Genomic DNA, 19226 nt, shown 5'->3' with positions numbered 1-19226 from the left:
AAAACTCAATCTACTATTACCAAAATTATTTAACAATTATATTAAAAATTCTACCTTTTACATAAATTTTCTTAATAACATTTTTGTTTTCAAGATATTTTGCTACAACATCATCCTTGATAGCTTTTTCAAAAACTTCATCTTCAGAAGCATCTCTACCTATCTCTACAGTTGTTCTAAGCTTACCATTTACTTGTATAGGAAGTTCTATTACATCTAATATCGTCTTTGATTCATCATATTCTGGCCAACTAGCTTCGTGAACATATCCTTCATATCCCATTCTTTGCCAAATTTCTTCTGTTATATGAGGGCAAACAGGATTTAATAATATCAAGAATATCTTATATTGTTCTTTAGAAATTTTATCTAAGTTGTTGAATTCATTCAAAAATGTCATAAGTTGAGCGATTGCTGTATTAAATTTTAAATTTTCATAATCTTCACTTACTTTTTTAATAGTTTGATGCGTTAAAGTTTCCATTTTTTCAAAATTAGAATCTTCATCTACTAATTCTTGTGTTCTCCATACTTTATCTAAGAATTTTCTACAACCTTTAACTCCATTTTCAGACCAAGGAGCTGATTTTTCAAAATCTCCAATGAACATTTCATAACATCTCAAAGTATCTGCACCAAAATCTCTGACGATATCATCTGGGTTTACAACATTACCACGAGACTTACTCATTTTTTCGTTGTTGTCACCTAAAATCATTCCATGGCTAGTCCTCTTCATATATGGTTCTTTTGTAGGAACTACTCCAATATCATACAAGAACTTGTGCCAAAATCTTGAATACAATAAGTGAAGTGTAGTGTGTTCCATCCCACCGTTATACCAGTCAACTGGAACATAATAGTCTAAGTTTTCTTTACTTGCTATCGCTTCATCATTATTAGGATCAGTATATCTCAAATAATACCAAGAAGATCCTGCCCATTGTGGCATAGTATCAGTTTCTCTTACAGCATCTCTACCGCATTTTGGACATTTTGTGTGAACAAATTCATCTATATTTGATAGTGGTGATTCTCCATTATCTGTTGGTTCATAATTATCGACCTTAGGCAATGCTAATGGTAAATCTTTTTCTTCCAAAGGAACCCATCCACAATGTTCACAATAAACCAATGGAATTGGTTCTCCCCAATATCTTTGTCTAGAAAAAACCCAATCTCTTAATTTGTAGTTTGTTTTCTTGTGACCTATTTCTTTTTCTTCAATGTATTCATACATTTTTTGTTTTGCTTCGTTTACACTCAAGCCATTCAAAAATTCAGAATTAATAAGATTTCCTTCGTTTGTTTCGGTGAATGCAGAGTTTTCTATGTCAGATCCTTCAATTACAGGAATCATTTCAATGTTAAATTTTTTAGCAAATTCATAGTCTCTGTCATCGTGCGCAGGAACTGCCATAATAGCGCCTGTTCCATAAGTCATCAATACATAATCTGATACATAAACTGGGATATCTTTGTTAGTCAATGGATTGATTGCTGTTAAGCCATCAATTTTGTATCCTGTCTTTTCTTTAGATAAATCTGTTCTTTCTAATTCCGATTTCTTAGCTACTTCTTGTCTGTAGCTTCTAATTTCTTCGATATTTTTAATTTGATCACTATATTTTTCAATCAAAGGATGATCAACAGAAATAACCATGTAAGTTGCACCAAATATAGTATCTGCTCTTGTTGTAAAAACAGTAATTTTTTCGTCAACTTCTTTTAATGGGAATTTAATTTCTGCACCGTATGATCTTCCAATCCAGTTTATTTGTTGAGATTTTATTCTATCCAAATAATCAACATCTTTTAAATCATCTATAAGTCTATCAGCGTATTCAGTTATTTTAAGCATCCATTGATTCTTAACTTTTCTGATTACTTCTCCACCACATCTTTCGCAATGACCGTTTATTACTTCTTCATTTGCAAGTCCTGTTTTACATGAAGGACACCAGTTAATAGGCATTTCTTTTTTATATGCAAGTCCTTTTTTAAACATTTGGATAAAAATCCATTGAGTCCATTTATAATAATCTGGGTCTGTTGTGTTTATTTCTCTGTCCCAATCAAAAGAAAAACCGATTGATTGCATCTGTCTTTTGAAGTTTTTGATGTTATTTTCTGTAACAATTTCAGGTCTTATTTTATTTTTAATAGCAAAATTTTCTGTAGGAAGTCCAAATGCATCCCAACCCATTGGATACAAAACATTATATCCTTGCATTCTTCTTTTTCTTGAAACGATATCCAATGCAGTATATGGTCTTGGATGGCCTACGTGTAGTCCTTGTCCAGAAGGATAAGGAAACTCTACTAATGCATAGAATTTTTCTTTTGACTTATCATCAGAAGTCTTAAAAGTTTTGTTTTCTTCCCAATATTTTTGCCACTTTTTCTCAATTGAATTCGGATTATATCTATCCATTTTTACCTCCAAATAATAAAAAATTCGCCTCTTACAAAGAAGAGACGAAATAAAATTCCGCGGTACCACTCTTATTGGTTAATCCCACTCAAATCTTTAACGCAGATATACGAATATTCTATTAATAAACAAGTTCAATAATCTCAAATATTGATTCGCACCAACCACCAATTCTCTGAAAATTTTTAATTATTTACTACTTTTATTCAAATACTATTATAAAAACTTACTATTATGATATCACATAACAGAATTAAATTCAATATTAGTATTCACAATGTCCAACAGTTCTAGGGAATGGAATGACATCTCTTATGTTTGACATTCCAGTCATATACATAACCATTCTTTCAAAACCTAAACCAAATCCACCGTGTTTAACTCCGCCGTATTTTCTTAAATCAAGATACCATTTGTATTCTTCTTTGTTGAATCCTAATTCATCCATTTTCTTATCCAACAATTCGTATCTTTCTTCCCTTTGACTTCCACCAATTAATTCACCAATTCCTGGAACTAAAAGATCTGTTGCAGCAACTGTTTTGTTGTCGTCGTTAAGTCTCATGTAGAATGCCTTGATTTCTTTTGGATAATCAGTAACAAATACCGGCCCGTCAACAACTTTTTCACTCAAATATTTTTCGTGTTCTGTTTGTAAATCCATTCCCCATTCAACAGGATATTCAAATTTTTCTCCTGATTTTTGTAAAATTTCAACAGCTTCAGTATAAGTTAATTTTTTGAATGATTTATTGGCAACTTTTGTTAATCTTTCAATTAAGTTCTTGTCTACAAAACTGTTGAAGAATTTAATTTCTTCTTCACAATTTTCCATAACATCTTTTATGATATATCTAACCATATCTTCAGCCAAATTGCATACATCATCCAAATCAGCAAAACATATTTCAGGTTCCATCATCCAGAATTCTGCAGCATGTCTAGGAGTATTAGAGTGTTCACTTCTGAAAGTTGGTCCAAATGTATACACATTTCTAAATGCTAATGCGTAAGCTTCTGCTTGTAATTGACCACTTACAGTTAAGTTAGTAGATTTTGAGAAGAAATCTTGTGAAAAATCAACATTTCCATCGTCATCTTTTGGGATATTATCCAAATCTAATGTTGTAACTCTGAACATTTCTCCAGCGCCTTCAGCATCACTACCGGTTATTATTGGAGTATGAACATATACAAATCCTCTTTCATTAAAGAATTTATGAATAGCAAATGCTAATCTACTTCTAACTCTAAATACAGCATTAAATGTATTTGTTCTTGGTCTTAAATGTAATATTGTTCTCAAAAATTCAAAAGTATGTCTCTTCTTTTGAAGTGGATAATCATCTGTAGATTCCCCTTCAACTATAATTTTTTCTGCTTGAATTTCAAAAGGTTGTTTAGAATTTGGAGTCAAAACTAATTTACCAATAACAATAATTGCTGAGCTTAATTTTAACTTTTCACACTTTTCAAAATCTTCATTATCTTTTCCTACTACTATTTGAACTGGATTGAAGAAAGTTCCATCGTTTAGTTCAATAAAACCAACATTCTTACTGAATCTTGAGTTTTTAGTCCAACCTCCAACTTCAACTTCTTTGTCAGAATACTTTTCGTAATCTTTAATCAAATCTTTAATTAATATCATTCTTTACTCCTCGTTTTTTTATATATTTTGCTTTCATGTCCAATATCTTTTGGATCGTAATATTTTTGATTTTTTAATTCGTCTGGTAAATATTGTTGATACGAATCATCATTATGTGGATATTTGTATCCAATCCCTCTGTCCAATGATTTTGCTCCACTATAGTGCGCATCTTTTAAATGACTAGGAACATCGTAAATCTTATTTTGTCGAATATCTTCCAAAGCCTTGTCAATTGCGACATAAGACGTATTAGATTTCTCACTAGATGCAAGATAAATTACACCATTCGATAAATTTATCCTACATTCTGGTAACCCTATTAAATTAACTGCATTGAACACATTAATAGCGACAGTCAAAGCTTCTGGATTTGCTAGTCCAATATCTTCTGATGCAAAAATCACCATTCTTCTAGCAATAAATTTAGGATCTTCTCCACTTTCAATCATTCTTGCTAAGTAATACAAAGCTGCGTCAATATCAGAACCTCTCATAGATTTAATGAATGCCGATATAACATTATAGTGATCTTCTTCTTTGTCATATTTCAACACAGGTTTAAATACCGAATTTTTTATCGCATCTTCATCTATGATTAAACATCCATTAACTAAATCTGAGCTTTCGACTGCAATTTCCAAAGCATTCAAGGCACTTCTTGCATCTCCATTTGCAGAATTGACAAGAACATCAATTGCTTTTTCATCAAATTGAATGTTCATTTCTCTAAGCTTTTTATCTTCTGTAAGCGCATTTTCTATGATATTTCTAATATCTGTATCAGTCAACGGTTTCAACTCGATAATTTGACATCTAGATAAAAGAGCCTTGTTAACTTCAAAGAATGGATTTTCTGTAGTAGCGCCTATCAGTGTAATTGTACCGTCTTCAACATATCCAAGCAATGCATCTTGTTGCGATTTATTAAATCTGTGAATTTCGTCTATAAACAAAACGGTTTTTTTATTATACATACTCAAATTATTTTTAGCTGTTGAAATGACTTCTCTAATATCTTTAACTCCACTAGAAATAGCAGATAATCTTTCGAACAACGAATTAGTTTGGTTCGAAATTATTTCTGCCAAGGTTGTTTTTCCAGTTCCGGGAGGCCCATAAAAAATCATGGAAGGAATTTTATCAGCCTTTATCAACCTATTCAAAAGCTTTCCTTCTCCAACCACATGGGATTGCCCAAAATATTTATCCAAACTTTTAGGTCTGAGTCTATTTGCTAACGGCGAACTATTTTCTTTTTGTAATTGTAAATTATATTCAAATAAATCCAAAATATTTCCCCTTTAACATTTATTTTATTTATATCTTACCACAAAAACTAAATATCGTTAAATAAAAATTAAAGGTCGGATAATCACCCGACCTTATTCATTATCTAATTTTGATATTTCCTCGTTAAAAGATTTAACATCTGTAAATTCTCTATACACAGAAGCAAAACGAATATATGCCACCTTGTCAATCTTCTTAAGCTTTTTCATTATTAATTCACCTATTTCAGATGAATCTACCTCCCTTTTATTGCTATGTGTTAATTCAACTTCTATCTCTTTAGTAGCCTCAAGCAACACTGAATCTGGAACGGGTCTTTTTTCACAAGACTTTTTCATTCCACGATACACTTTATCCCTATCAAAAGCTTCTCTGTTTTTATCTTTTTTTACCACTGTAAGGTTATTAAAATCATATCTTTCATAAGTGGTAAATCTTTTGTGACAAGAAATACATTCTCTCCTTCGTCTAACTATCTTATCATCTTCCGATGCTCTAGTATCTACAACTTTTGTATCAGATGCATTACAGAACGGACATTTCATTAGAATCCTCTTCTCTTCAAGAATGAAGGTATTTCTATATCGTCGTAATCTTTTTCAGAAGTTTCTTCTGATTTTTGAGAAACTGAATCAGATTTTTTGTTTGATTTTAATTTGTTAGCCATTGGATTGTCAGAATCAAATCCTGTTGCAATAACAGTAATCTTGATGTCATCTCCTAGTGAATCATCGATACCAGCACCAAATATAATATTAGCATCTGGATCTACTTCTTCTCTAATTAATTCTGCAGCTTCATTAACTTCGAATAATCCTAATTCTTTTCCAGTAACGTTAATTAACACAGCTTTTGCTCCACCAATTGATGTTTCTAATAAAGGAGATTTAACTGCAAGTTTAGCAGCTTCCATTGCTCTATTATCTCCGTTTGCTTTACCAATACCCATATGAGCAATACCTTGGTTTAACATAATTGATCTAACATCTGCAAAGTCTAAGTTGATTAAGTTAGGTACAGCGATTAAATCAGAGATACCTTGAATACCATCCATTAGAACTTCGTCAGCCATCATGAAAGCTTCAGACATTGTAGTTCTCTTATCGGAAATTTGTAACAATTTATCGTTAGGAATAATTACCAAAGTATCAACTTTTCCCTTCAAAGCTTCGATACCTTGTTCAGCTTGCATTTGTCTTTTTCTTCCTTCGAATGTAAATGGTTTTGTTACAACACCAACTGTAAGTATTCCTTTTTCTTTTGCAATTTGAGCAACTATTGGTGCAGCACCAGTACCAGTTCCACCACCCATACCAGCAGTTACAAATACCATGTCTGTTTTGTCAAGTGCTTCTTCGATTTCGTTTCTACTTTCTTCAGCAGCTTTCATACCAACTGCAGGATTAGCTCCGGCTCCCAAACCCTTTGTAATCTTGCTTCCGATTTGCAATTTAGTATTAATATCTAAATTATTTAAAATTTGTTTGTCAGTATTAACTGCAACAAATTCTACACCTTGCAAACCTTCTTCTTTCATTCTCTTTACGGCATTATTTCCGCCGCCACCAACACCAATTACTTTGATTTTGGCTAAATCATTATCTTCTAGTTCCATATCAAAAGTCATAACATCCTCCTAATTTGTAATTAAAATTCCTTTTAATCTCTTTAACTTAATTATACTACAAGTTCAACAATATTTTTAATGACATTTAGCGTTTTTCACTTCTCATTTGTTTTGTACCTGTAGTTTAATCTTTATTATATTTAATTATTTTCAGCTATATTTAGCTATGTTGATTTGTATCTCTAACATTTTTGAAGTTTGTTGCTCTTTCTTTGAGTTTGATATAATTTTAAAATCATAAAACTAATAATACACCAATGTATTATAAATACACCATATTTTTTATGCATCTTATAAAATCTTTTTTCAAGGCAAACTCCAAAACTGTAATTACTCAGTTTGTTCTGGATTTTCTTTTATCAAAAATGGTTTTTGAGGATCTTTAGTATCTAGTATTTTTGTGTTTATACTTTTAGTACTAATTTCTTTTAAAATCTTCGAAATATTATTTGATTTCTTCTCTGAGTCATTTAAATCTCCAAAAAACACTTTTATTTCGTTTTTTGTAACCATGGTTACATCGTTTGAATTTACGACGTTAATTTCAGTTAATTGTTCTAAAATTTTGTGTGAATAAAGATTATACAAAAACTCATAAAATTTTTCGTCTGATTTTAAATTACTAATTTTTAACAGATTTTCATTTGCTCCAACAATTTTAACAATTTTTGAATAGTCTATTCTATCCTTGTTCTTTGCAATTTTAAAATCTGAATCTACGAAAATTTTATCTTTTCCAACTTCAAAATAACAAATATCATTTGCCTCTTCCACTGTTATTTCAATAGTATTTGGATAAATCTTCTTGATATTTGCATTTCTAATATAAATATCTTTATTAATCTTTTCCTGTAATTTTTTCTTATTAAATCTAAAAATATTTTCGCCTAATGAGTAATTAGCATAATCTTTTATTTCAGATATTTTTACTATTTTATTGTTTTTAACTGTGATTTTTTTTATTGAAAAATAGTCAAGTGTAGCACATAAATACGCTATGAGTCCAATCAATAGCGATATTGCTACAATAATTACTACTCTATGCTTTCTCATCTTGTTCTACCAATCTGTAAAGTTCATCTACAATATCTTTACAAGCAGTTGGATAAGACATTTTCTTCGAGTTTTCTGAAAGTTCTTGTAACAATTTATCATCACTTAGTATTTCATTTATTTGGTCAAATAGGGTATTAGCATTCACGTCTTTTTCCAATATAACCTTACTTGCTCCTATTTTTTCAAATGCTCTTGCGTTGTGTTCTTGATGATTTTCTGTTGTATATGCTTTTGGAACAAGTATTGACGCTTTCCCCAAGAAGGATAGTTCAGCTAGTGTTATAGCCCCACTACTTGTAACGATCAAATCAGACACAGAATAAGCTTTATCTATGTCATCTATATATGGATAGATGTGTAAATTTCTAATGTCATTTCCTGATTTTTGTATAAACTCATCGTAATTTAATTTACCTGTAGCTAAAATTACCTCAAATACATCTTGATTAGATATTTTATCAACCATATCAAGTGTTGCTTTGTTTAATATTTCAGAACCATTTGATCCGCCAAATATGAATACAACTTTTTTGTTTTCTGATATTTTGTATTGTTCAATTGCTACATCTTTGTTTTTTCCAATATCAGTAAATCTGTTCCTAATTGGATTACCAGTTACTACGGCTTTTTCTTGATTTTTGAAGTATTTAATAGATTCTTCAAATGTGACAAAATATCTATCAACATATCTTGATAATATCCTATTAGTAACTCCCGGAAAACTATTTTGTTCGTGAAAAGCTACCTTTGCTTTAGTTTTAGTGGCTTTGTATAATATAGGTCCACTCACATATCCACCAGTTCCAATAACAAGATCTGGTTTAAAATCTTTAAGAATTTTGTTTGCTTCTTTTAATCCTTTGAATAATTCTTTCAAAGCTTTAAAAGAATTCGCATTTATTTTTCTAGGGATTCCTCTAACATGTATAGTTTTAAAATCTATTCCCAATTTCGGAACAATACTACTTTCCAATCCTTTTTCGGTTCCTACATAAAGTATTTTATTATTTTTATCTCTTTTTTTTAATTCTTCAATTAATGAAATGGCTGGATATATATGTCCACCTGTTCCGCCGCCAGATACTATTATATTCATTGTCTCTCCTCTTCATTGTTTCTGTCTACATTTAAAATTATCCCTACTAATGCCAACATAATCATCAAAGACGTTCCACCATACGATATAAATGGTAATGTCAATCCTGTTGGAGGAATTAATCCCGTAACCACCGTCATATTAACATACGCTTGTATCCCGATTACGAAAAGTATTCCAGAAACCAATAATCTTGAATAAATATATTTTGTTTTCATCGCAATTCTGATTCCAAAAACTAAGAAGGCAAAATAAGCAATAATTAAAACCAAAGCTCCTAAAAACCCAAATTCTTCACAAATAATCGCAAAAATAAAGTCATTATGAGCTTGGGATAAATACAAAAATTTCTGTTTACTCATACCTAATCCACTGCCAAGAAAACTACCGTTAGACACTGCTGCCAACGATTGGGATAATTGCCATCCCTCATCTTCTAAATTCCCCAGTGGATCAATAAAAGCTATAATCCTGTCAATTCTACTGTAACCTATTTTTACTTTAAATATAGCTATGTATCCAAATACAAGTGCAGTTATAAATGTAGATATAATGTATCTAATATTTAAACCACTTACCATAAATACGCAAAAAACACTTCCTATAATTACTATTGCTGTTGATAAATCAGGCTGGATAAATACAACACCTCCTGATATCGCAACTAATATAATCATTCTCAAAAACCCTTCTTTGAAGGTTTTAATTTTATTGATATTTTGTGATACAATAGCTGCTGCTAAGTTAATCGATGCAAATTTAAGAATATCCGATGGCATAAAGCTAAATGATTTAATCTTGATCCAACGTTTTGCGTAATTTATTTCTTTTCCCAACGGTGTAAAAACAAGCATACACAATAAAATTGCAAAAGCAAATATCCACAATGCATTTTTTTTGTAATTCTCATTATTAAATACACTTGTAAATTTCATGAAAATAAAACCAGGCAATGCAAAAATTCCTTGTCTTAGTCCATAATAATACCAAGCTCTATGTTCACTAACTGCCGTTGGCCAACTTGAACTTAGTACCATAATTATTCCAAAAATTGTCAGGAAAATTGTTATATACAAGATACCTTTCCCATCTTTTGAAAGTTTCATGCTTCTATCCTCGCAAATTTTTTACTAATTCTTTAAATTCATTTCCTCTTTCTTCATAGTTATTGTACATTCCCCAACTTGCACTAGCTGGAGAAAGTAGCACCACGTCTCCACTTTCAGCTATTTTATTAGCTTGAATAACCGCTTGTTTCATATCATCTACTAAAAATATATTTTCAAATCCATATTCTTTTGCTTTTTTTTCGAACAACTCTCTAGTTTGCCCCATTAAAATCAATGCTTTAAACTTATTATTACCAGCTATAAAAAAATTATCCAAGCTTACTTTTTTGTCGTATCCACCAGCTAATATAATAACATTCTTATCAAAAGATTCTATTGCTTTAACACTTGCATCAACATTGGTTCCCTTAGAATCGTTGTAGTATTTTACTCCCGATAATTCTCTTACAAATTCTAGCCTATGTTCTACACCAGAAAAACTCATTAAAGTTTGTCTGATACTATCATCATTAATACCTATCAGCTTTGCTAAAGTAACACAGAATAGAACATTTTGATAATTATGATAGCCTATTAATTTAACATCTTTTAAGTCAATTATTTTGTTGCAATCTGAATCAGAAAAATATATTGAATCGTCTTTGATGAATGAACCTTTTTTCACATCGTTTGAAGTAGACACATCATATACATTTGATTTTGTAAAATTTTTGCATTCTTCGTAGTATTCATCATCAACATTAAGTACCGTGTAACAATTATGGTCTTGATTCTTTAATACATTCCTTTTTGCGTTTACATAATTTTGCATACTTCCGTGCCAATCAATATGATCTGGAGTAATATTGATTATGCAAGAATATTGTGGTTTAAAGTTTTTCGTACTTTCTAGTTGGAAGCTTGAACATTCAATAACAAAATATGTGTCTTTGTCGCTGTTATAAATTTCCCATAACATTCCAACACCAATATTTCCTATTGATATAGCTTTTCTTCCTGAATCATTCAACATTTTAGTCATTAACGAAGTTGTAGTTGTTTTTCCATTCGTGCCAGTAATTGCTACAATTTTAATATCTTCAAAAATTCTTTGTGCCAATTCCAAATCACTAACAACTTCGATATTTAATTCATTCGCCTTTAATATCACTGGATTATCCATTCTAATACCAGGACTTTTTAAAATAATATCGTATTTATCAATAGTATCTATAGTCTCTATTTGAACGTCTAATTCATTTAATATTTTTGTTTTCTCTTCGTCAATATTATCATCAATAGCTCCCAAATCATATCCTTTTAATTTTAATGTTTTTAGAGCTGATATTCCTGTTCTGGCTAATCCAAATACTAATATTTTTTCCATAATTCACCTATAATATATCTATTAATGTAATTAAACTTGTAATTACTGATACAACCATAAAAGTTGATACTATTTTTTGTTCTTTGTAGCCTTTTAATTCATAATGATGATGAATTGGACTCATCAAAAATACTCTTTTTTTGTTTCTCAATTTGTAGCTAGTCATTTGAATTATTACTGATAACACTTCAATCATGTACACAAATCCTAAAATAATTAAGTAAAAACTCAATCCGTACATAGCCATAATCATTACCAAAGCGCCACCTATAGCCATCGAACCTGTATCCCCCATAAAAACTTTGGCTGGATTTGAATTGTACACCAAAAATCCCAAAAGGCTACCAGCAAATATAATACTGAATATACTAGCTGTAGAATTTAAGTTGTACAAAATAATACTTGTAGCAATGAACACAGGAATTGATACAGAAGTTGCAAGTCCATCTAATCCATCAGTAAGATTAGTAGCATTAGATGTTCCCATCATTACGAAAATCAAAAATGGATAAGTTATTATTCCAAAATCTACTGTTTTATGGAAGAAAGGAATAACTTGTTTTGTAAAATTTGGATTTACTTGTTTAATCAAAAAACAAGCTATGATGGAAAACAAAAGTTGTAACACAAGTTTTTGTTTTTCATTTAATCCCAATGAACGTTTCATTACTAATTTCATGAAGTCATCTATAAAACCTATCGCTCCAAATGCAAGCATTCCATATATCGCCAACAAAACTTCACTATTAAATAATCTAAATACAATCACAGTAATCAACGTAGATATTATAAATATAATACCTCCCATAGTTGGTGTTCCGGCTTTCGAATAGTGTGATTTCGGGCCGTCATCTCTGATTTCTTGACCAATATGTTTTTGTCTTAAAATCTTGATTATAAACTTTCCTAATATCAATGAAATTACAATTGATAATAACATCGACATTAAAATTTCACTTTTAAAATTCATATTTATCTCCTTAAATTATGAACACAAATTATGTCCAATTTTATACCTCATAAGTATTTATTATACCACACGAAAAAATTATTCTTCAGTATTTTTCTCTTGTTCAGTATAAATTTTAATGTAAGATTTTGGATCCATCAATTTGTTTTCTTCAGGATCAGTTTTTACTACTTTACCTTTTTTACCATTTTTGATTTCGATATTTTTAATACCGTATTTTTCTAAAGTATCTACAGAATCTTCAACTGTGAATCCTACTATTTCAGGAATTCTAATCATTGAGTCCTCTACACTTCCCGTCGTAAGTTCAATTATATCTCCCTTATTCACTTTAGAATATGCAGCTGTTTCTTGAGAATTTACAATTGAATTCAAATTCGAATTTGAATTTGTAACCTTAGACTTTAATCCCAACGAATTTAATTTATCAACTGCTAACTTCAATGTAAGCCCTTCTAATTCTGGAACAGTAACCTTATCTGAATCGTCAGCATCCAGTCTGGTTTTATTTATTCTCTTATATTCTATAATTTTAGAGAAAATCTTACCTGCAGAAGGTGCGCATACAGCACTTCCGCCATTTTTTCTTTGAGGCTCATCTACAACGATTAAAACAGTGTATTCTGGGTGATCTGTTGGAAAAGATCCAAAAAATGATGCAGTTGTTTTACTGTCAGTGTATTTGCCGTCTTCGATTTTTATACTTGTTCCTGTTTTACCACCGATTCCAAATCCTTGAATTGCAGCTTTTTTACCACTTCCATCATCTACAACTCCCTGCAACATTTTATTAATTTGCTTTGAGGATTGTGCAGAAATTATTTGTCTTTTTACTTTTGGCTGAACTTTTTCTACCTTTTTTGTATCCTTTGAAATAAATTCCTTTGCAACATGTGGTTCTATCAACATTCCACCGTTTACTATTGAGTTTAAAGCAGTTATCATTTGAATCGGCGTTGCCGAAATACCGTGACCATAAGAAAGCGTAGCAAGTCTTGCTGCGTCGATGTCTTTAACGCTTTTCGGAGCTATTCCCAATTCTTCAGCCGGTAAATCAATATCTGTTTTTTGATTAAACCCAAAACCATTTACGTATTTTTGCATATTAGCTTTTCCCAAATCTCTGCCAATATTTACATATGCAATATTGCAAGAATTGTTAAAAGCTTCTTGAAAAGTTTCGTCACCATGAGGATTCCAATATCTTTCGCATCTTATAACAACGCCTGGAATATCCCTGATAAATCCATTACAAAAATAATATGATTCTTGTGTTGCTGTATGCTCTTCAGTTGCAGCCGCACTAGTTATAGTTTTAAATACACTTCCCGGCTCATAAGTCCATGAAGTTGCTTTATTTTCCCACATATTAAAATAAAATTCACCGATTTTATCATCATCATTTTCTTTTTTCAAATCATTTAATTCATTCATTTGATCTTTTAAAAGCGGAGTTTTAGGATCATTGGGATTAAAATTAGGATAAGACCCCATACCCAAAACATCCCCATTATTTGGATTCATAACGATTATCGTCGCAGATTTTGGTTTAAAATTATTCTCTATGTCTTTTAAACTATCTTCTACAAAACCTTGGATAGTACTATCTATAGTTGTTTTTAAATCATATCCATTTTCTGGATTAATAATCACAGAACTATCATCTGATAAATCAATCGATCGATTAACTGAACTGTTCAGAATTCTTTTTCCTGGTTTACCTTTTAATTTAGCATTATAAAAGCTCTCCAATCCGACAACACCATCATTATTTACATTTGTAAATCCTAAAACTTGTGCTAACGTTTCTTTATTTGGATAATATCTCTTTTTCTCAGAAACGACGCTAATAAATTTCTGATTACTAATAGGTAGTTTTTTTATGTTTTCTATTTCTGTTTTTGATAATGAAGGTTTAACTAGAACTGTTTTCTTTCTGTCTAAAACTTTTCTTAATTCTTCAGGTTTCATACTTAAAGTTTTTCCTAATGAATCAATTAAGTTTGATTTCGATTGATCATTTAAATAAGTAGCATTTACATACAAATTATTGGATACCACATTATCTGCCAATGTCTCTCCATTTGTATCTAATATTTTCCCTCTTTCAGCATCAATATTAATAGTATTAGTGCTTTGTTTTGCCGATAGTTTTCGGTATTTATCTCCGGCAGGAGTCAATTGTAAATAAATCAATTTACCAACTATTAATAATACAATAATTGTCAGTATACAAAATAAAACTACAATACGAGAATTGTAGTTTTTATTGAAATTTTTATTGATTTTTCCTTTGCTTAAATTGCGCCTTCTCATTATTTTTCCTCTAATTTTAAGTACATAATTTGAGCATTTTCAGGAAATTGCATACCCAAATTATTTTTTGCTATTTCTTCAATATTTTTACTAGTTAATTTACTTTCTATATGAGATTTTATCACATCTCGGTTGCCTTCTGTAAGCATTACCTGATCTTTTACTTCTTTTAATTCACTGGACATGCTTTGAATCTTAGAATAACGATTCATAACCAAAATGGATAAACAAATAACCACGCATATCATTACTTTATTAAAAGTAGAAAAAAAATTTGTTTTTCTACTAGGTCTATTTAATTTTTTTGTTTGTTCAATTTTTTTTACTTCAAATTCTTTTTTTTCTACATACTGTGGAAAAACTTCGATTTTTCTTTGTGCATTACCCATTTTTGTCTCCATTTATTAATAAAATCATATAATTATCAAATAATCTTTTCAGCAACTCTCAATTTTGCACTTCTAGCCCTAGAATTTTGTTTTAATTCTTCTGGTGAAGGCTCTATCGGCTTTCTAGTAATAATCTTAATTTCAGGCTTATGATTGCAAACACATACCGGAATTTCTGGAGGACAAATACAACCTTTTTGTCTTTGTTTGAAAATATCTTTGCAAATTTTATCCTCCAAAGAATGAAACGTTATTATGCAAATTCTACCTTCAGGATTCAATAAATCTATGCAATCTCCAACTGCTTGTTCTAAAACGTCTAATTCCTTATTAACTTCAATCCTAATTGCTTGAAAAGTTTTCTTTGCACTGTGGCCTTTTTGATTCATTCTTACTTTTTTAGGAATCGCTTTTTCGATGACTTCCACTAATTCGAAAGTAGTATTAATAGGTTTAATTTCCCTTTCATTGCATATAAACTGAGCAATTCTTTTCGCCCATTTTTCTTCTGAATATTTGAAAATAATATTTTCCAAATCTTCTTGTGAATACGTGTTGACGATATCCTTGGCGCTAACTGGATTAGTTTGATCCATTCTCATATCCAAAACCGCATCATGCATATAAGAAAAGCCTCTACTTTCTTCATCGATTTGATAAGAGCTAACACCTATATCCATTAAAATTCCATCAACTTTTTCAATTCCTATATTTTGTAAATCGCTTTTAATATTTTTAAAATTATCCTTTATAAAGATAACCTTATCTCCATATTCCTTTAAGCGTTCTTTTGCTACTGTTAATGCGTCTTCATCTTGATCAAAGCAAATTAGCTTACCATTCCCAATTCTTTTTGCAATTTCTCTGGAATGTCCAGCGCCTCCAACAGTGCAATCCACATAAACTTTTCCGTCTCTAATATTCAAATTTTCGATGCATTCATTTAATAAAATTGGCACATGTTTGAATTCCATAATTCACCTACAAATCAAGATCATTTAAATCATCAGCTAAGTCGTCATAGTTTAGTGAAGAGTCATTAGAATATTGTTCCCATTTTTCTTTATCCCATATTTCAATACGATTAGATACTCCAATAATAGCAACTTCTTTTTTGATATCTGCATAGTTTCTCAAGGATTGTGGAATCAAAAATCTTCCTTGTTTATCAATTTCTTGATTACTAGCACCAGCAAAAAACACTCTTGAAAACGCTCTTGCTTGTCTTCTAGTTAATGACAATTTATTAAGCTTTTCTGTCATTTGGATAAAAGCAGATACAGGATATACGAAAAGACATTCATCCATACCTTTTGTAATGTAGAATTCTTCTCCTATTTCATCCCTAAACTTTGAGGGCATAATAACGCGACCTTTTGAGTCAATATTATGAAAATATTCGTTAATAAACATTTTTCCCTCCACTTTGTTCCACTTTCATTCCACTACATTAATAATATCTTTAATATATGATGCTTTCAATGTTTTTATACGTTCTGAATATACGTTCTTATCGATATTTACTTATATTTCAATATATGTTAAAATACTCTACGTAATAAAAATTAAAGAGGATGAATATGAGAAAGAAATTTGGAATTTTTTTAATGACGATAGGTATTCTACTATTTGCTTTGTATTTTGCAGCAAGATTAATACCTAACTATTATAGTGAAAATGATATAAGTAAAGATATATCATCCACAGAAATGGAACAAAATAATAAAAAGGAATTCAAAAACGACTTTGACGCTGTAAACTCCATTAGCACAACTACATCGTTGTTTAATTTTACAGCTATAAGCGGAGAAAATGTTATTGGACAAATTATTATCCCTGATTATAATTTGAGTTTACCTATTCATCGTGGAGTAACTGATGAACACTTGTTAAGTGGTGCAGCTACAATGAAAGAAGACCAAAAAATGGGAGAAAAAAATTACACACTAACAGGTCATTACATGAAAAGAAATGGCTCTTTATTTAGTAAAGTGTATGATTTAACTAAAGGTACCAAAGTTTACATTACCGATAAGAAGAACATCTACGAATATGAAATCGTAGATAGAAAAGTTACTGACTCATATGCATTTTATATGTTAGAAGACGACAGAATTGAAAAATATGATAATAAACCTATTCTTTCTTTGATGACATGTGATATGCCAAATGATCCTAATAACAGAGTATTCCAAATAGGAAAACTTGTTAGATCATTTAAATACGACAAAAATTATTTCAAACAAAATTAGAGTAAAAATTTAGACCACAGATGAAATTCAAAATTTTCTGTGGTCTCTTCATATAAAAAACTCTCCTCACAACTGTAAAGAGAGTCTGTTATGCTTTTTAAATATCCAAAATTTTACCATTTTTAGGAAATTCGTATATTACATCTTTTCTTTCAATGATTATTTTGGTTTTTTCATTTATTTTTTCGTTAGCTCTTATTAGTTCAAATAACTCTTTGGTAGGATTAATCGCTGTTGGTTTTCCCATCATATTAATCATAGAAAAATCACCCGAAGTATCACCGTAACAGTATGAATTATCGACATCAATTTCATAACGTTCGACAATTTCATCGATCACAGTCTTTTTACTATTTTTATCCCACATTGGAACCACTTCTCCAGTGTACATTCCTGAATTTTTCAAATACAAGGATGCTCTGTATTCAGTTACTCCATAGCTCTCAGCCATTTCTTTTACTAAAAAGTCCGGGCTTCCTGAAATAAAGAATATAAGATGATTATTTTCTTTGTGAAATTTAATCATCTCACGAGTATATCTGTAAACTTTCTCTTTAACTTGACTGATTACTTGATTTGATATATATTCATTGAACTCACTACTAAATCCTTTGAGCTTATATTTATAGACATCAACCAATTGATTGAGATACTCATCATAGTCAATTTTTCTTTTTTCGTATTTTTGGTATGCTGGATAAACTTTTTCGTAGTATAATTTTTGATCTATTATTTCAAAATTAACCAATTTTTTGAAATGTTCAATCATTAGTGAATCTCGGGCTATTGTTCCATCAATATCAAAAAACGCGCCTATTTTCATTATTTTGTACTCCTAGATTCTTCAACTAATCTGTCAAATTTTTCAATTATATTACGAAATTCTAAGCTTTTTTTCTTTTCAGATATAGGTTTTATGATATCCAAAATCAAAGAATATGCTAAGCAAATTACAGCCGATGCAAATGTAAAAGTAAACATCATTAACAAAGTGAGTCCAAACTTACTTAAAATCGACAACATCGACATTACAAAAAGAACAGCTGATAAAATAAAAATAGCAGTTGTGAATATATATTTTTTTTGTTTATTGTGTAATTTATTATGTAAAAAATGTACTATAATCATTAATAAAGCTACAAATACGAAAAATAAAAAAGTAAAACCTTTGTACTTCCATACTACAGATAATATTGATTTCATGTTCGTCCTCCTTTTTTTATTATATCATATATGTTAAACTTTTAAGTTAATTTAATTTTCTAAAACAAAAAAATCCGAGTTAATCCCGGATTAAATGGTGCGCCTTCAGGGACTCGAACCCTGGGCCCACTGATTAAGAGTCAGTTGCTCTACCAACTGAGCTAAAAGCGCATATTAAATTTAAAAAAGTGGTGCGCCTTCAGGGACTCGAACCCTGGGCCCACTGATTAAGAGTCAGTTGCTCTACCAACTGAGCTAAAGGCGCATATCTTTACCACAACAATAATATTATACACTATTTTAAGAATTTGTAAAGAGTTTTAAATATTTTTCAAATTCAAATTATTGTAATAATGTAAAAAGAAGCAGATAAATTTGACCTGAACCCCAAAATCCGGAATACGGATGGAGGGGTTTTTGTATGCCAAAATACACAAAAGAATTTAAAATAAAATTAGTACTAGAATACTTATCAGGTGAATCAGGAGGACTTAAATCAATAG

The 19226-nt window shown here is 30.3% G+C and carries 17 protein-coding genes, 2 tRNA genes and 1 other annotated feature; of the genes, 1 reads left to right on the top strand and 18 read right to left on the bottom strand.

Annotated elements, in window-relative coordinates:
• Positions 1–25 precede the first annotated feature (25 nt).
• The 14 genes from leuS to mraZ all read right to left on the bottom strand — a co-directional run bounded on the left by leuS (position 26) and on the right by mraZ (position 16681).
• Positions 26–2434, bottom strand: coding sequence for a leucine--tRNA ligase (leuS, locus tag ACU68U_RS05155; protein ID WP_446762866.1), 2409 nt, complete (start codon positions 2432–2434; stop codon positions 26–28).
• Positions 2435–2471: 37 nt separating this feature from the next.
• Positions 2472–2652, bottom strand: a binding site (T-box leader).
• Between the two features lie 47 nt (positions 2653–2699).
• Positions 2700–4085, bottom strand: coding sequence for an asparagine--tRNA ligase (gene asnS / locus ACU68U_RS05150; protein ID WP_154271172.1), 1386 nt, complete (start codon positions 4083–4085; stop codon positions 2700–2702).
• Positions 4082–5377 (bottom strand): replication-associated recombination protein A, encoded by a 1296-nt coding sequence (locus ACU68U_RS05145; protein ID WP_094207030.1) that lies wholly within the window; start codon positions 5375–5377, stop codon positions 4082–4084. The genes asnS and ACU68U_RS05145 overlap by 4 nt, the downstream gene beginning before the upstream one ends.
• 93 nt (positions 5378–5470) lie before the next feature.
• Positions 5471–5923: a transcriptional regulator NrdR gene (nrdR, locus tag ACU68U_RS05140; RefSeq protein ID WP_002836229.1), complete on the bottom strand. Its 453-nt coding sequence runs from the start codon at positions 5921–5923 to the stop codon at positions 5471–5473.
• A complete protein-coding gene (gene ftsZ / locus ACU68U_RS05135; protein WP_446762865.1) occupies positions 5923–7005 on the bottom strand; it encodes a cell division protein FtsZ in 1083 nt (360 codons plus the stop codon). Before ftsZ ends, nrdR begins: the two co-directional genes overlap by 1 nt.
• A gap of 330 nt (positions 7006–7335) precedes the next feature.
• A complete protein-coding gene (locus tag ACU68U_RS05130) occupies positions 7336–8058 on the bottom strand; it encodes a cell division protein FtsQ/DivIB (RefSeq protein ID WP_316094152.1) in 723 nt (240 codons plus the stop codon).
• Complete coding sequence (murG, locus tag ACU68U_RS05125) at positions 8045–9157, bottom strand: undecaprenyldiphospho-muramoylpentapeptide beta-N-acetylglucosaminyltransferase (RefSeq protein WP_154271174.1); 1113 nt, start codon at positions 9155–9157, stop codon at positions 8045–8047. The genes ACU68U_RS05130 and murG overlap by 14 nt, the downstream gene beginning before the upstream one ends.
• On the bottom strand, positions 9154–10263 hold the full coding sequence (locus ACU68U_RS05120; RefSeq protein ID WP_446762864.1) for an FtsW/RodA/SpoVE family cell cycle protein: 1110 nt from the start codon (positions 10261–10263) through the stop codon (positions 9154–9156). Before ACU68U_RS05120 ends, murG begins: the two co-directional genes overlap by 4 nt.
• Before the next feature lie 4 nt (positions 10264–10267).
• Positions 10268–11593 (bottom strand): UDP-N-acetylmuramoyl-L-alanine--D-glutamate ligase, encoded by a 1326-nt coding sequence (murD, locus tag ACU68U_RS05115; protein ID WP_094207025.1) that lies wholly within the window; start codon positions 11591–11593, stop codon positions 10268–10270.
• Between the two features lie 7 nt (positions 11594–11600).
• Complete coding sequence (gene mraY / locus ACU68U_RS05110) at positions 11601–12563, bottom strand: phospho-N-acetylmuramoyl-pentapeptide-transferase (RefSeq protein ID WP_094207024.1); 963 nt, start codon at positions 12561–12563, stop codon at positions 11601–11603.
• A gap of 78 nt (positions 12564–12641) precedes the next feature.
• Positions 12642–14879 (bottom strand): penicillin-binding transpeptidase domain-containing protein, encoded by a 2238-nt coding sequence (locus ACU68U_RS05105; protein WP_094207023.1) that lies wholly within the window; start codon positions 14877–14879, stop codon positions 12642–12644.
• A complete protein-coding gene (locus tag ACU68U_RS05100) occupies positions 14879–15268 on the bottom strand; it encodes a cell division protein FtsL (RefSeq protein ID WP_446762863.1) in 390 nt (129 codons plus the stop codon). Before ACU68U_RS05100 ends, ACU68U_RS05105 begins: the two co-directional genes overlap by 1 nt.
• Positions 15269–15303: 35 nt before the next feature.
• Positions 15304–16242: a 16S rRNA (cytosine(1402)-N(4))-methyltransferase RsmH gene (gene rsmH, locus ACU68U_RS05095; protein WP_094207021.1), complete on the bottom strand. Its 939-nt coding sequence runs from the start codon at positions 16240–16242 to the stop codon at positions 15304–15306.
• 7 nt (positions 16243–16249) lie between these two features.
• A complete protein-coding gene (gene mraZ / locus ACU68U_RS05090) occupies positions 16250–16681 on the bottom strand; it encodes a division/cell wall cluster transcriptional repressor MraZ (protein ID WP_035109458.1) in 432 nt (143 codons plus the stop codon).
• A 167-nt stretch (positions 16682–16848) separates the two neighbouring features.
• On the opposite strand from mraZ, the gene ACU68U_RS05085 reads away from it, so the two are divergent.
• A complete protein-coding gene (locus ACU68U_RS05085; RefSeq protein ID WP_094207020.1) occupies positions 16849–17520 on the top strand; it encodes a class A sortase in 672 nt (223 codons plus the stop codon).
• Between the two features lie 97 nt (positions 17521–17617).
• Here the strand turns inward: ACU68U_RS05085 and ACU68U_RS05080 are convergent, their stop codons facing one another.
• The 4 genes from ACU68U_RS05080 to ACU68U_RS05065 all read right to left on the bottom strand — a co-directional run bounded on the left by ACU68U_RS05080 (position 17618) and on the right by ACU68U_RS05065 (position 18988).
• Positions 17618–18343 carry an HAD family hydrolase gene (locus tag ACU68U_RS05080; RefSeq protein ID WP_094207019.1) on the bottom strand — a complete coding sequence of 242 codons (726 nt, stop codon included), beginning with the start codon at positions 18341–18343 and terminating at the stop codon, positions 17618–17620.
• A complete protein-coding gene (locus tag ACU68U_RS05075; RefSeq protein ID WP_094205538.1) occupies positions 18343–18723 on the bottom strand; it encodes a hypothetical protein in 381 nt (126 codons plus the stop codon). Before ACU68U_RS05075 ends, ACU68U_RS05080 begins: the two co-directional genes overlap by 1 nt.
• A 95-nt stretch (positions 18724–18818) precedes the next feature.
• Positions 18819–18894, bottom strand: a tRNA-Lys gene (locus ACU68U_RS05070).
• Positions 18895–18912: 18 nt separating this feature from the next.
• Positions 18913–18988, bottom strand: a tRNA-Lys gene (locus tag ACU68U_RS05065).
• Positions 18989–19226 lie beyond the last annotated feature (238 nt).

The organism is Finegoldia sp. P3-F-LR (assembly GCF_052932165.1).
This window is presented reverse-complemented; position numbering and strand designations above follow the sequence as displayed.

Coding starts and splice junctions, on each gene's coding strand:
- leuS (WP_446762866.1), bottom strand. CDS start 2,434: ATGGATAGATATAATCCGAATTCAATTGAGAAAAAGTGGCAAAAATAT.
- asnS (WP_154271172.1), bottom strand. CDS start 4,085: ATGATATTAATTAAAGATTTGATTAAAGATTACGAAAAGTATTCTGAC.
- nrdR (WP_002836229.1), bottom strand. CDS start 5,923: ATGAAATGTCCGTTCTGTAATGCATCTGATACAAAAGTTGTAGATACT.
- ftsZ (WP_446762865.1), bottom strand. CDS start 7,005: ATGACTTTTGATATGGAACTAGAAGATAATGATTTAGCCAAAATCAAA.
- ACU68U_RS05130 (WP_316094152.1), bottom strand. CDS start 8,058: ATGAGAAAGCATAGAGTAGTAATTATTGTAGCAATATCGCTATTGATT.
- murG (WP_154271174.1), bottom strand. CDS start 9,157: ATGAATATAATAGTATCTGGCGGCGGAACAGGTGGACATATATATCCA.
- ACU68U_RS05120 (WP_446762864.1), bottom strand. CDS start 10,263: ATGAAACTTTCAAAAGATGGGAAAGGTATCTTGTATATAACAATTTTC.
- murD (WP_094207025.1), bottom strand. CDS start 11,593: ATGGAAAAAATATTAGTATTTGGATTAGCCAGAACAGGAATATCAGCT.
- mraY (WP_094207024.1), bottom strand. CDS start 12,563: ATGAATTTTAAAAGTGAAATTTTAATGTCGATGTTATTATCAATTGTA.
- ACU68U_RS05105 (WP_094207023.1), bottom strand. CDS start 14,879: ATGAGAAGGCGCAATTTAAGCAAAGGAAAAATCAATAAAAATTTCAAT.
- ACU68U_RS05100 (WP_446762863.1), bottom strand. CDS start 15,268: ATGGGTAATGCACAAAGAAAAATCGAAGTTTTTCCACAGTATGTAGAA.
- rsmH (WP_094207021.1), bottom strand. CDS start 16,242: ATGGAATTCAAACATGTGCCAATTTTATTAAATGAATGCATCGAAAAT.
- mraZ (WP_035109458.1), bottom strand. CDS start 16,681: ATGTTTATTAACGAATATTTTCATAATATTGACTCAAAAGGTCGCGTT.
- ACU68U_RS05085 (WP_094207020.1), top strand. CDS start 16,849: ATGAGAAAGAAATTTGGAATTTTTTTAATGACGATAGGTATTCTACTA.
- ACU68U_RS05080 (WP_094207019.1), bottom strand. CDS start 18,343: ATGAAAATAGGCGCGTTTTTTGATATTGATGGAACAATAGCCCGAGAT.
- ACU68U_RS05075 (WP_094205538.1), bottom strand. CDS start 18,723: ATGAAATCAATATTATCTGTAGTATGGAAGTACAAAGGTTTTACTTTT.